11 protein-coding genes and 3 pseudogenes are annotated in these 13,145 nt (G+C 64.5%); 7 read left to right on the top strand and 7 right to left on the bottom strand.

Annotated features, from left to right (window positions below):
• Nucleotides 1-118 precede the first annotated feature (118 nt).
• Entirely contained in the window at nucleotides 119-1,633 is a 1,515-nt protein-coding gene (locus tag ACFPPB_RS14485) for a fumarate hydratase (RefSeq protein ID WP_377328300.1), read from the bottom strand.
• A 141-nt stretch (nucleotides 1,634-1,774) separates the two neighbouring features.
• Nucleotides 1,775-2,356, bottom strand: coding sequence for an outer membrane beta-barrel protein (locus ACFPPB_RS14480; RefSeq protein WP_377328298.1), 582 nt, complete (start codon nucleotides 2,354-2,356; stop codon nucleotides 1,775-1,777).
• A gap of 468 nt (nucleotides 2,357-2,824) precedes the next feature.
• On the opposite strand from ACFPPB_RS14480, the gene ACFPPB_RS14475 reads away from it, so the two are divergent.
• The 6 genes from ACFPPB_RS14475 to ACFPPB_RS14450 all read left to right on the top strand — a co-directional run bounded on the left by ACFPPB_RS14475 (nucleotide 2,825) and on the right by ACFPPB_RS14450 (nucleotide 10,323).
• Nucleotides 2,825-4,753: a S53 family peptidase gene (locus ACFPPB_RS14475; protein ID WP_377328296.1), complete on the top strand. Its 1,929-nt coding sequence runs from the start codon at nucleotides 2,825-2,827 to the stop codon at nucleotides 4,751-4,753.
• Between the two features lie 133 nt (nucleotides 4,754-4,886).
• Nucleotides 4,887-5,777, top strand: coding sequence for a PhzF family phenazine biosynthesis protein (locus ACFPPB_RS14470; RefSeq protein WP_377328294.1), 891 nt, complete (start codon nucleotides 4,887-4,889; stop codon nucleotides 5,775-5,777).
• Between the two features lie 55 nt (nucleotides 5,778-5,832).
• Entirely contained in the window at nucleotides 5,833-7,170 is a 1,338-nt protein-coding gene (locus ACFPPB_RS14465) for an APC family permease (protein ID WP_377328292.1), read from the top strand.
• Between the two features lie 52 nt (nucleotides 7,171-7,222).
• Nucleotides 7,223-7,759, top strand: a complete 537-nt coding sequence (locus tag ACFPPB_RS14460) for a (2Fe-2S)-binding protein (protein WP_377328290.1) — start codon at nucleotides 7,223-7,225, stop codon at nucleotides 7,757-7,759.
• Nucleotides 7,756-10,029 (top strand): xanthine dehydrogenase family protein molybdopterin-binding subunit, encoded by a 2,274-nt coding sequence (locus ACFPPB_RS14455; RefSeq protein ID WP_377328288.1) that lies wholly within the window; start codon nucleotides 7,756-7,758, stop codon nucleotides 10,027-10,029. The genes ACFPPB_RS14460 and ACFPPB_RS14455 overlap by 4 nt, the downstream gene beginning before the upstream one ends.
• 156 nt (nucleotides 10,030-10,185) lie before the next feature.
• Nucleotides 10,186-10,323: a hypothetical protein gene (locus ACFPPB_RS14450; RefSeq protein WP_377328286.1), complete on the top strand. Its 138-nt coding sequence runs from the start codon at nucleotides 10,186-10,188 to the stop codon at nucleotides 10,321-10,323.
• On the opposite strand, the gene ACFPPB_RS14445 is transcribed toward ACFPPB_RS14450, so the two are convergent.
• The 4 genes and pseudogenes from ACFPPB_RS14445 to ACFPPB_RS14430 form a co-directional block, all read right to left on the bottom strand.
• Entirely contained in the window at nucleotides 10,324-10,638 is a 315-nt protein-coding gene (locus ACFPPB_RS14445) for an antibiotic biosynthesis monooxygenase family protein (RefSeq protein ID WP_377328284.1), read from the bottom strand. It lies immediately after the preceding gene.
• 155 nt (nucleotides 10,639-10,793) lie between these two features.
• Nucleotides 10,794-11,103, bottom strand: a pseudogene (tnpA, locus tag ACFPPB_RS14440) (IS200/IS605 family transposase); the annotation flags it as partial.
• Nucleotides 11,104-11,365: 262 nt separating this feature from the next.
• The gene (locus tag ACFPPB_RS14435; RefSeq protein WP_377328282.1) at nucleotides 11,366-11,947 is read right to left on the bottom strand and encodes a dihydrofolate reductase family protein; all 582 of its coding nucleotides are present in this window, start codon (nucleotides 11,945-11,947) and stop codon (nucleotides 11,366-11,368) included.
• A gap of 86 nt (nucleotides 11,948-12,033) precedes the next feature.
• A complete protein-coding gene (locus tag ACFPPB_RS14430) occupies nucleotides 12,034-12,468 on the bottom strand; it encodes a hypothetical protein (protein WP_377328280.1) in 435 nt (144 codons plus the stop codon).
• Here ACFPPB_RS14430 and ACFPPB_RS14425 point away from each other — a divergent pair.
• Nucleotides 12,467-12,789, top strand: a pseudogene (locus ACFPPB_RS14425) (IS110 family transposase); the annotation flags it as partial. The gene ACFPPB_RS14430 and the pseudogene ACFPPB_RS14425 overlap by 2 nt on opposite strands.
• A gap of 50 nt (nucleotides 12,790-12,839) precedes the next feature.
• Here ACFPPB_RS14425 and ACFPPB_RS14420 read toward each other — a convergent pair.
• Nucleotides 12,840-12,968, bottom strand: a pseudogene (locus ACFPPB_RS14420) (DUF2251 domain-containing protein); the annotation flags it as partial.
• Nucleotides 12,969-13,145: the final 177 nt, after the last annotated feature.

Below are 13,145 nucleotides of genomic sequence, written 5' to 3'. Positions count from 1 at the left end.
ACCGCTGGATGCCTGCGGACGTTTGGATGGCTAAATGCGAGGGCGTATGGACCGGGGAACCGTCACCCTGGCGGACGCCTGGATGACGGCAGCCGAGGTGCGCGCTGCGCACGCAGCGTCATTGAACAACGACCGGGATCTTGCCGATCCGCGCCTGCCATTCGCGCGGACCGGTCTGGTGCACCGAGCTGCCCAGCGAATCGACCGCCACGGTCACCGGCATGTCCTCGACCGTGAACTCGTAGATCGCTTCCATGCCCAGATCGGCGAAGCCGACCACACGGGCCGCCTTGATCGCCTTGGACACCAGGTAGGCTGCGCCGCCGACCGCCATCAGGTACACCGACCGGTGCTTCTTGATCGCCTCGATCGCCGCCGGCCCGCGCTCGGCCTTGCCGACCATCCCGAGCAGGCCGGTCTGCGCCAGCACCTGCTCGGTGAACTTGTCCATGCGGGTGGCGGTGGTCGGGCCGGCCGGACCCACCACCTCGTCGCGCACCGGGTCGACCGGGCCCACGTAATAGATGAAGCGGCCCTGGAAATCGACCGGCAACGGCTCGCCCTTGTCGAGCAGCTCGACCATGCGCTTGTGCGCCGCATCGCGGCCGGTCAGCAGCTTGCCGTTGAGCAGCAAGGTCTCGCCCGGCTTCCAGCCGGCGACATCCGCCTGCGTCACCGTGTCGAGATTCACCCGGCGGCCTTTCGAGGCGTCGTAGGTCAGCTTCGGCCAGTCTTCCAGCGACGGCGGATCGAGCATCACCGGGCCGGAGCCGTCCAGGGTGAAGTGCGCGTGGCGGGTCGCCGCGCAATTGGGGATCAGCGCCACCGGCAGGTTCGCCGCGTGGGTCGGGTAATCCTTGACCTTGATGTCCAGTACGGTGGTCAGGCCGCCCAGGCCTTGCGCGCCGATGCCCAGCGCGTTGACCTTCTCGTACAGCTCGATGCGCAGCTCCTCGGCGCGATTGGCCGGGCCGCGCGCGATCAGCTCCTGGATGTCGATCGGCTCCATCAACGCCTCTTTCGCCAGCAACATCGCCTTCTCGGCGGTGCCGCCGATGCCCAGCCCCAGCATGCCCGGCGGGCACCAGCCCGCGCCCATCGTGGGCACGGTCTTGAGCACCCAGTCCACGATCGAGTCGGACGGGTTGAGCATCACGAACTTCGACTTCGCCTCGGAACCGCCGCCCTTCGCCGCCACGATCACGTCGAGCTTGTCGCCCGGCACGATAGCCACGTTGATGATGGCCGGCGTGTTGTCCCTGGTATTGATGCGCTTGCCGGCCGGGTCGGCCAGGATGCTGGCGCGCAGCTTGTTGTCCGGGTCGTTGTAGGCGCGGCGCACGCCCTCGTTGACCATGTCGTCCAGCGACATCGTGGCGTCCCACTGCACGTTCATGCCGACCTTGAGAAACACGGTGACGATGCCGGTGTCCTGGCACAGCGGCCGATGGCCTTCGGCGGCCATCCGCGAGTTGATCAGGATCTGTGCCATCGCGTCCTTGGCCGCGGGACTTTCCTCGCGCCCATAGGCGGCAGCCAGGCCCTTGATGTAGTCGACTGGGTGGTAATAGCTGATGTACTGCAACGCGTCGGCAACGGACTGGATCAGATCGGCTTGCTTGATGATGGTCATGGGACGGGCTCGAGCTCGGAGATGAGGGCGCCGCAACCGTATATCCGCAGCGCAAGCCCACTATTGTGCCGCAACCGGGCCGCACCTCAAAAAAACAACGGCCGCGCAAGGCGGCCGTTGTTTTTTGACCGAAGCAACCACTCAGAAGCGGTATTCGGCAAAACCCGAAAGCACGCCGATATTGTCGGCATAGCTCGTACCGGTGTACTTCACTCTGCCATGGTAATTGTCGTAGCTCGCCCCCAGGCTGAAGTGTGGCGTGATGTCGTAACCGGTGCCGACGCCGACGTAGCCGCCATCGCCACTGAAATTTTGCGAACCGAGGCCACTGATGTTCTCTACCAGCGTGGAACGAAAATACCCCAGACGCCCGGAAACGAACCACTTGCTCACGAACTTGTACTTGAGGTCGATGCCCAATAGCGGGCCCTTGCCCTGCGCACTGTAATTGGCATTGAAGTTGCCGGCGGTCACCGTACCGCGAGCGTTGCCCAGATCGACATAGCCAGCTTCTACGCCGAAGTCGACTACGTTGCTCTGCCAGCTGTAGCCCGCGCGTACCGCAGTGCTGACATCGGTGCGATCACTGAACCCCTTGTCCTGGTAATGCGACTGCCCCAGATTGCCATTGACGAAAAATGCGCCCGGATCGGTGGCAAACGCACAGCTCGAAGCTGCTGCCAATACAACGGCAAAGGCGGTTATCTGAAATTGCTTGTTCATGGCTTCCCTGTTTTGATGTATTTGCTTACATGCCTCGCGGCCCCATGCACGCGAGAGCGCGCATTCTTGCCGACCCGCCAGCACGTTTGCAATTAACGCAAGATATTGCGCATCACCACGAATGGTTGATCCATTAACTCGCAATAATTCGCTTTTCCTGCAAGCCATTGACAGCCGCGGCGTGCGGCGATTGCGAAAAAATCCGCCTGTCGACCTTCAGCGGACCGCTGCACCATGGATGAGAGCATGGATCAGAGCATGGATATCGCAAACTATTTCGCCGGAACAGGCACTTTCAGGGCCAGCCGTACGCTGCTAGCGTCGCTCGATCAGTACGGATTTGTATTCAGGGGCCGTCCTGGTTGGTTGTTGGGGTACCAGCTTACGAATGTACGGCTTGCCGGCAGGCGCGACGCTGCCGGCCGCAGCGCCGCCCGGCGCGACCGTTTCAACCCTTGGAGAAAACCCATGCTTACTAACCTGCATCGCAAGTCGCTCGCGACTTCATTGGCGTTGCTGCTCTGTGGCTTCGCCAGCGTATCGTTCGCCGCCGGCGGCTCGGCGCCTGCCGACCCGGCACCTGTCGACCTCGGATCAAGCAACCCCGCTCAAACCGTGAACGTCACGCTGGTCCTCGGCCTGCACCATCAGGATGCACTCGAGCAGTACATCTACAGCACGGTCACCCCGGGCAATCCCGCGTACCACCGCTTCCTCACCACGGCACAGTTCGCGGACCGCTATGGCGCCACCGCCGACGAGATATCCAGGGTGAAGTCGTTCCTGAAGCAGCAAGGGCTCGCGCAGGCCGAGCTGCTGCCCAATCATCTGGCGATCAAGGTCAGCGGCACGATCGGCCAGTTCGATACGGCCTTCCATACGTCCATCCACGATTACCGGGCCGGCGACGGCTCGACCTTCCACCGGCCGAATGCGGCACCGAGCGTGCCCGCGGAGCTGGCCGGCACGCTGGTCGTGGCCTCGGGCCTCAACAGCGAGGCGCGCTATCGTTCGCATCGCGTCAGTGCGCTGTTCCCGCCGCAGCCGGGGGCCAGGACGAATGCGCTGGTCAAGGGTGCGGCCGCACCCGCCACGGCGCCCTGCACCGGCAATCCCACAGCCACCTGCACACCCGGCGAATTCACCGTCGGCGACGTGGCCAACCGCTACAACATCAACCCGCTCTACAAGGCCGGAGTGAACGGCAAGGGTTCGACCATCGGCATCGCCACCCTGGCGAATTTCCTGCCCGCCGATGCCTACAGCTACTGGAGCACGATCGGCCTGGCAGTGAAACCCGACCGCATCACGCAGGTGCACGTGGACGGTGGCGGACCGCTCGGCAGCGCAGCAGGCTCGGGTGAGACATCCCTCGACGTCGAGCAGTCCGGCGGCCTGGCGCCATGGGCGGACATCATCGTATACGACGCACCCAACACCGATGCCGGCTTCTTCGACGTATTCAACCAGGCGGTGTCCGACAACAAGGTAGACAGCTTGTCGGTAAGCTGGGGCTCGCCGGAAATCTTCTACTTCCCGCAGCTCAACGGCGGTGTCGACTTCACCGACGAATTGCTCGCTTTCCATCAGGTCTTCCTGGAAGCGGCAGCACAAGGCATCTCGATGTTCGCGACGTCCGGCGACTCGGGCGCCTACGACACGGTGCGTGCACTGGGCGGCTCGCTGACCGATCCGGTGCCACCGCCGCTCACCGCCGACGCCCCGGGCTCTGATCCCTTCATCACCACGGCAGGTGGCACCACCGTACCGTTTTCCTACGCCTTCAGCGGTGGGCCGACAGCATCGATCGGCAAGGAAAGCGTCTGGGGCTGGGACTACATCTCCAACTACTTCCAGGCCAATTTCGGCGTGGATATCACCTCTGAAGTGTTCTCGGTCGGCGGTGGCGGCGGCGTCAGCGTGTTCTGGCCGCTGCCGCGCTATCAGCAGTTCACTTTCGGCACCCGCAGGAGCGAGAAGAACCAGACCTTGTTCCTCCCCGCCTTCGGCATCGACTACAAGTTGCCTGCCAATTACCGCGGCCGCAACGAGCCCGACATTTCGCTGAATGCGGATCCGGAGGCCGGCTACAGCTTCGTCTCGTCACTGGACGGCGCGGGCCTTCTGACGTTCGAAGGCGGCACCAGTTTCGTCGCGCCCCAGCTCAACGGCATCAGCGCCCTGCTGACGCAGAGCACTGGGCACCGGGTGGGCTTCTGGAATCCGCAGGTATACTTCCTGCAGAACATCTTCGGCTACGGCTCGTGGTCGCCGTTCAACGATATCCGCGCCGGCGACAACTGGTTCTATCACGGCGTACCCGGCTACGACCAGGGTGCCGGCATCGGCACGCTCAATGTGAGGAACCTCGACCTGTTCCTGCGCAGCGGCTTCTGATTCGGCACAGCGTTGATCCTCGCGCTGACTGGCGCCCATGGGCGCCAGTCAGCGATGCTTGGAGCATTCCGGATGGACGCTTGCATGCGGCGTCGCAGAGGTGGCATGGTCTGGCGCTCCCCCAGGCGCTCCCATGACCCGTCGACTCCGCTTTCTGCAACTGGACGTCTTTGCCAGCCGCCTGTTCGACGGCAACCCGCTGGCCGTGGTGTTCGATGCCGCAGGGCTGGACACCGACACCATGCAGCGCATAGCGCGCTGGACCAATCTCTCCGAGACGACCTTCCTGCTGCCGCCGACGCAGCCGGCGGCGGATTATCGCGTGCGCATTTTCACCACTCGCCAGGAGCTGCCGTTCGCCGGGCACCCCAGCGTGGGCAGCGCGTACGCAGCGATCGATCATGGACTGGTGGCCAGCGGCAAGACGTCGCTGGTGCAGGAGTGCGCTGCCGGTCTGCTGCCGGTGCAGGTAGCCGGTACCGGCCGGTCGCGGATCATCCACGTGCAGGCCCCACCGGCGCGGATCGCGCCTTGCGCCGCGGACTTGCGCGACGAGCTGGCCACCGCCTTGCACGCTCCGCTGGATCCGGCCGCGATACGCCTGGTCGACAACGGCCCGCGATGGATCGTCTGCGACCTGCGCGAAGCGCCCTTGGTGCGCGGATTGCGCCCCGATTTCACCGCCCTCGCCGGCGCCTGCGAACAGACATCGGCCATCGGCGCATGCGTCTTCGGCCGCGAGCGCGACGGCACCGCGGCGATGGCCGTGCGTGCGTTCTGTCCCTCCGAAAACATAGCCGAGGATCCGGTCACCGGTAGCGCGAACGCAGCCATCGCCGCATATTTGCAGGCGACCGGCGGATTGTCCGCGTACGGCCAGCGTTATCGCGTCAGCCAGGGCCGCGAGGTCGGCCGCGATGGCTTCGTCGAGGTGAGCGTGGACCCGGCCGGCCCAGCCATCATGATCGGCGGCGCCTGTGCGATCGGCGTGCGCGGCGAACTGCTGCTCGAGCACATTCGCTGAGCGGCGGGCGTCTTGCCGGATGCGCCGCGGGCCGCCATGCTGCCGCGATCTCCTCATGACCGGTTCCATGCCAGCCCCCACTTCACCCGCGACTTATCTCCGCAGCCTGCGCCCGTGGGATGCCGCCCTGATCGTGGTCGGCGGCATCATCGGCGGCGGCATTTTTCTCAATCCCGGCATTGCCGCACAACGCACCGAATCGGGCCTGGCGCTGTTGTTGCTGTGGGCCGGCGCCGGCGTGCTCACCTTGATCGGCGCGCTGTGCTATGCCGAACTCGGCGCACGCAGGCCACGCGCGGGCGGCACCTATGTCTACCTGCGCGAGGCCTTCGGGCCCATGGCCGGGTTCCTGTTCGGCTGGACCATGTTGCTGGTGATCTATTCCGGTTCCAGCGCGGCGGTAGCCACGATCTTTGCCAGCTATGCCGCGGCGGCGTTCGGCCTGCCGCCGGCGATGGCGCTGCCGCTGACGGTCGGCGCGCTGGTCTTCGTGGGCGGCATCAATTTGTTCGGCATTCGCCTGGGCGCACAGATCCAGAACCTGTTCGCGCTGCTCAAGCTGCTGGCGGTGGCGGTGCTGGTCGTGTGCGGCCTGTTCCTGGCCGGTGCCGGCCACGGCCAGGTGCTGGCCGTCGATCCGGCGCGCAGCAACGTCGGTTTCATCGGCGCGGCGCTGCCGGTGCTGTTCGCGTATTCCGGCTTCACCTATCTCAACAACCTGGCCGGCGAGGTGCGCGATCCGCAGCGCACGCTGCCGCGCGCGCTGACGCTGGGCATGCTGCTGGTGATCGTCGCCTACGTGCTGGTCAACGTGGCCTATCTGGCCGTGCTCGGCCATGACGGCCTCGCCGCCAGCCGCGCGCCGGCAGCCGACGTGATGCAGCAGGTGTTCGGTCCGCTCGGCGCCAGGTTGATCGCGCTGGGCGTGGCGATTTCCACATTGGGCTTCTGCAACATCACCCTGGTCGCCGGCGCGCGCGTGCTCCAGGTGATGGGCGAGGACGGCCTGTTCTTCCGCGCGGTGGCGCGGCTGCACCCGCGTTATCGCACGCCGAACACCGCATTGCTGTTGCTGTCGGGCTGGGCGATCGTGCTGGCGCTGTCGGTCGGTTATGGTCAACTGCTGGATTACGCCACGTTCGGCGACTGGCTGGCCTGTGCGGTCGGCGTCGCCACGTTGTTCTGGTATCGCCACCGTGACGGCGGCGACGCGAGTTTCAAGGTACCGGGCTATCCGTGGCTGCCGCTGCTATTCGTCGGCACGGTGGCGTGGGTGGTGGTGATGACCGCGCGCGACAACCCGCGCAATGCCGGTATCGTTACGCTGATCATGGCCGCCAGCGTGCCGGTCTATGCGGTCTGGCGTCGCTTGTTCAGTCGCGCGCACCCCTAAGGGGGCGGCACCAATGCCACAATGCGCGGATAGATTCGTGAGGAGATGATGGATGGCGCCCGTGCAAGCCCAGGCCGTGCCGGTCACTGCGGAAAGCAGCGTCGTGCCCGAGAAGATACGCGACGGCATCGATCTGGAGATCAACGGCGAACACTTCCGCCACACCGGCGATCCGCAGATGCCCTTGCTGTGGTACTTGCGTGATGTGTTGCGCCTGACCGGCACCAAGTACGGTGGCGAGCATGGCGAGAACGGCGCCGACCTGGTGCTGCTCGACGGCAAGGCGTTGTCCGCGATCGGCCAGCCGATGAGCGGGCTGGCCGGCAGGCAGGTCGTCACGGTGGAAGGCTTGGCCGGCAACGACGGCAGCCTGCATCCGGTGCAGCAGGCCTTCATCGACGAGGACGCCATCGGCTGCGGCTATTGCACGCCCGGCTGGCTGATCGCCGCGGTCGACCTGCTCAGGCGCAAGCCCAATCCCGGCGACGACGACATCGATCGCCTGCCCAACCTCTGCCGCTGCGGCTGCCAGACCCGTGTGCGCAGCGCGATCAAGCGCGTCGCCGCCGGCAAGGCGGGCCAGCCATGAGCAGCGACCGCTCGCCCCCCAACCAGATCCGGCTGTCGCGCCGGCGCTTTCTGCAAGTGCTGGCCGGCACTGCCGGCGCGCTGGTCGTCGGCATCCGCATGGCCGAAGCGGCCGATGCCCCGCTGCCGCTGGCCCTGCTCGGCGACACTTTCAACGATCTCGGCGCCTACGTGCGCATCGATGCCGACGGCAACGTGTTGATCGGCGCGCGCGATCCGGACACCGGCACCGGCGTCGCCACGTCACTGCCGCGCATCATCGCCGACGAACTCGACGCCGACTGGAACCGCGTCAGCGTGTTGCCGCTCGGCCTCGGCGTGACCGACAACAACGGCCAGCCGCGTTGGACCTACGGGCGCCAGGTCGGCGGCAACGGCGGCTCGATCCCCGCCGCCTGGAACGACCTGCGCCAGGTCGGCGCGCTGGCGCGCTGGCTGCTGCTGCAGGCCGCGGCGCGCCGGCTCGGCGTACCGGCCAGCAATCTGCGCTGCGATGCCGGCACGGTGATCGCGCCGGACGGGCGCCGCTTCACCTACGGCAGCCTTGCGGCGGACGCCAGCAAGATCGCCCTGCCCACCAGCCCGCCACCGCTGAAAAACCCCGCGAACTACCAGTTGATCGGCAAACCCGCCGGCGATGTCGACGCGCGCGCCATCGTCGCCGGCCTGACCCGTTACGCGATCGACGAGCACTACGGCGACGAGCTGGTCGCCGTGCTGGCGCATTGCCCGTGGGCGGACGGCACGCTGGCGCAAATCGACACCACCGACACGCTCGCCGTCAAAGGCGTGCTGAAAGTGGTGCAGTTGAAACCCGAGCCCGGTCAGCCGCTGGGCAGCACGGTGATCGCCCCGGCGGTGGCGGTGCTGGCCGTGGACACCTGGTCGGCGCTGCAAGGCCGCGAGAAACTCAAGCTCGAATGGAAACCCGGCGCCAGCGGCGGCGAAAGCAGCAACGCGCTGGAGCAGCAAGCCAGCGCCCTGCTCGCCGGCAAGACCGATCCCACTTCGCGCGTGCGCAACGACGGCGACGTCGAAGCGGCCGGCAAGAAAGCCGCACGACGGCTCGAGGCCACCTATTTCCAGCCCTGGCTCGCCCATGCAACCGCCGAGCCGATGAACTGCCTGGTGCGGCTGGACAAGGATCGCGCCAGCCTCGTCGTGCCGACCCAGGCGCCGCAGAAAGCGTGGGCGGTAGTGCAACGCCTGACCGGCCTGAGCCCCGCGCAGATCGATATCCGGGTGCCCCGCGTCGGCGGCGGCTACGGCCGCCGGCTCGATCACGACTACGTGGCCGAAGCCGTGATGGTGGCCAAGGCCGCCGACAAGCCGGTGCGCCTGCTGTGGACGCGCGCGGGGGACTTCGACCACGACTATTACCGGTCCGGCGCCGTGCATCACCTCAGCGTGATCCTCGACCGCAAGCGCCAGCTGCTAGGCTGGAACCAGCGCATGGCCAGCGCGTCGGCGCTGGCCCATCGCAGCACGCCGGACAACCGGCTGTGGACGTCCGAACTGCACCCCGACCAGTTGCCCGCCGCGCTGGTGCCGAACTATCGCAGCGACTGGTACGCGCTGAATTCGGCGATCCCGCGCGGCCCCATGCGCGGCATGCCGCACACCAGCAATGCGTTTGCGGTGGAAAGCTTCATCGACGAAATCGCGCACAGCATGAAAGAGGATCCGCTGGTCACCCACCTGCGCATGCTGGGCGAGCCGCGCGAGCTGCCGTTGAGCGTCGGCGGCACGTTCGATACCGGCCGGCTGGCCAACGTGCTGAAGCTGGTCGCCGACCGGATCGAATGGAAGAACTGGCTGCACAGCGTCAACGGCCTCGGCATCGCCTGCTGGCACATCGACGGCGCCTATGTGGCCCATGCCATCGAAGTGGCGGTGCAGGACCAGAAGCTGGTCATCCAGCGCGTCGTCTGCGCCGTCGATGTCGGTCGCGTGATCAACCCGCTGGGTCTCGAAGGCCAGCTCGCGGGCGCCACGCTGGACGCACTCTCCACCACGTTGAACCTCGCCATCACGTTCAAGGATGGCCTGGTCCAGCAACACAACTACAAGGATTATCCGCTGGCCAGCATGGCGCAGCTGCCGAACGCAGTCGACGTCATCGTCGTGCCCGCCGACGACCGCCCACCCGCCGGCGCCAGCTTCCTCGCCATGCCGACCGCCGCTCCGGCACTGGCCAACGCGGTCTTCCGCGCCAGCGCCGTGCGCGTGCGCCGGCTGCCGCTGATGAAGGAATGGCTGCGCATGCGGTAGGACCGCGCCGGCGCGGATCGGTGGCCAGCGATCGCTGACCAGGATCGCCGGCTCGGCCGCGCCCCGTCACGGCGTCAGCGGCACGCTCGTTTTACGGACGCCCTGATTTTGCCCGTCATCCCGGAATCGCGAAGCGATATCCGGGATCCGGTGCCGTTGGACATCACCGCGTTGCGCGAAAGACACCGTGGCCAGCAAGGGCTGATTTTCCAGCATGCCGAACCGAAGGCCCCGGAAGCTGTCGTCACCATTTCCAGCGCATCGGCCAGAGTCGATTACTCCGACGCCCGATGATCAGACGGCATCGTCCTTGACGATCACCGCGTAATGCTGGACCAGCGGCTCGAACTCCAGGAGATAGTCTTGATCCTCCGGATAATACTTGGCCTTGAGCACGTCATCGCCGGCAAAGCGACGCACGCAATCCTCGGACTCCCAGTAGGTCACGGTCAGGAAATGGGTCGTGTCGCCGTCGTCCCGACGCAGCACAGCCACACTCAGGTTTCCGGGCACGGAGCGATAGTCCGGAACGGCCTTCCGTTCGAGGAACCTTGCGTACTCATCGGCCTTCGAACGCGGAGTGCGTCCGTGCCACATGCGGTAGATCATGAAGCCCTCCAGATATTCGAGTTGAGCAGTGCAGCGCGATTGCATTGACGAGATGTACAAATCGACAGCATGTCATCTCCATGTTTGAAAACCACCGAATCATGGATGCTTCAGGAATCTGAAGTAGAAACCTGCGAATACCAGGACGATCCCCTCTCTCCGACGAAGTTGCGCTTGCGATCTCCGTATACTCGCGCCAAGTGGATTGCACTTTTCCCTTGACGAAGCCCACCACTTGAGACATCGCGTACTTTGGCGGCATCCGCAGCATCATGTGCACATGATCCGACATCAAACGACCTTTCCCGACTCGGCTTTCCTCCTGCTCCGCCAATCGGCGAAACACCTCTCCCACATACTTTCGAAGCTCGACGTACAACGTGCGACGACGGCACTTCGGTATGAACACCACGTGGTACAGGCACTCCCCCATTGCATGTGGTTTAAGCTTTGGTATTCGTCCATCGGTGAAATCTCCTCTCATGTGCTTGGCGGCTCACGAGTTGGAGTTTCCCCGACGGACTCCTGCATACGTCGAACTTCTACTGCCTCCCCGGCAGAGTCGGGGGAACTACCTTGGTGGTTTAGGTGCTCTACTCGGGGTCAACAGATCTAATCCGCACGGTCTTTGCCGGACTAAGCTAAGCGGCCGTGCGGGCGGTAGCGCATGACTGTACCGGAAACTTGCTCCCGCACGGTCCGCTCGAGCGCATGATCAGACAACGTTCTACAGCTCGCCACGATGCGCTAGCACCTTGTAGCACAGCGCCAACATGCCGCTTTTGTAGGCTTTGACCTCGGTCAGATGCAGCGGGATGTCTCTGTCGAGCTTCTCGAAGAATGCTATACCGTCGCCAATCAATATCGGCAGGATCGAATAGCGCACTTCGTCGGCCAGTCCGAGACGAAGGCACTCGCCGCAAACTGAACCGCCTCCGGCAAACCAGATTGAACGGAATCTGGGCCGCAAGCGCTCATTGACCAACTGCGTAAGATCGCCCGAGTAGAACTCGACGGTATTCCGGGTTCGCGGCAGATCGCGAGTGGAGAGGACAAAAGTAGGTTTGTCGCCATATGCCCACCCGAATCCCTTGGCTTCGAAGCCCAGCGCAGTCTCATAAGTCCGCGACCCCATGACGTAACAATCGATCGTTTTGAGAAACGCTTTGACGAACTCCGGGTCCATGGTGTCCCCGCCTGCGAATTCGTCCGAGGTTTCGAGCCAATCGACACGCCCGTCCCTTCGAGCAATGAAGCCATCGAGGCTCGCCGCCATGTGGACCGTTACACGCGAATCAGGATTTGCCATCTCTTTGCCCTAACGTGCCAGGAAGCGGATTGGCTAGCCACCTAACGCGGGAGTTGAGCGGCGGCGAAGCCGCCCGTCTTGAACTGTTAGACATGCGTTCGCCGCTGACGAAGAAGAGTGACAACATACTCCGCTCTGGCGGCGCCGTTGACAGGCAATTTGCGCTCGTCGCACCATGCGCAAAGAGCACCAACGTTTACAGGAATGCGCTCGACTACTAGGCCCTCGGCCTCGATCATGCGCACCGCATCATGCGCGGCACGCTCCCAGTCTTGGAACGTTGCGTCGAGTTCGCCTCGATCTGGCACGACCTCGGTGAGTAATTTCCACTGCGCCTCGTCGTACCAGGCGAAAGCGACAGCAATGCTCTTCTCGTTACGCATGGCCAATGTCCAACGCTGGAGTTGAGCGGCGGCGAAGCCGTCCGCCTCGAACGAGTAAAAAGAGACTTCCTCCCCTTTCGGCCTCGAGGGCCATGATGGTGTTTCTACACAACCGTCAGCAGAAGAGGAAGTCTCCATGAACACTATAACCATCGGCGTGGATTTGACGAAGAGTGTGTTTTCGGCATGCGAGGTGGATGGCCCCGGCCATGTGCTGCGGCGGCAGGATCTGCGGCGTGAGCCGTTTGGCCTGTGGCTGGCCCAGCTGCCGGCGGGCACGGTGGTGGCGATGGAAGCGTGCAGCGGCGCGCATCACTGGCGCGACGCTGCCTGGAGTACGGCCTGCAGCCGCGGATCACGGCCGTCCAGTTCGTCAAACCGTTTCGCAAGAGTGGCACGGCCAAGAATGATCGCGCCGACGCCGAAGCGATCGCCCCCGCGGCGCGCCAGGGCACGTTGTAGATGTGCATGGCATCTTGGATGGACTGACCAGATTGTGACTGGTCTAACGCATAGAAGTAGCCAGTGTCTCCGTCGTCTTCAAATACCGCAGCGAAAGAGCCGTCTGGAGCAGAACCCTCAACGAATTCCTCGGCGCCAACGGTAATTTTCTGCTTGGCTACGACGTTAACCGGCATGAAAGTCCTAACGCTGGAATTGAGCGACGGCGGAGCCGTCCGCCTTGAACGAGTAAAAAGAGACTTCCTCCCCTTTCGGCCTCGAGGGCCATGATGGTGATGCTGGTCAACCGTCACTCGAAGAGGAAGTCTCCATGAGCACTATAACCATTGGCGTGGATTTGGCGAAGAGCGTGT

Origin of the sequence: Rhodanobacter terrae, from assembly GCF_042657005.1 — a bacterium.
Classification (GTDB): domain Bacteria; phylum Pseudomonadota; class Gammaproteobacteria; order Xanthomonadales; family Rhodanobacteraceae; genus Rhodanobacter; species Rhodanobacter terrae.
The sequence above is the reverse complement of the archived record's forward strand: the minus strand, read 5'-3'. Positions and strand labels throughout refer to the sequence as shown.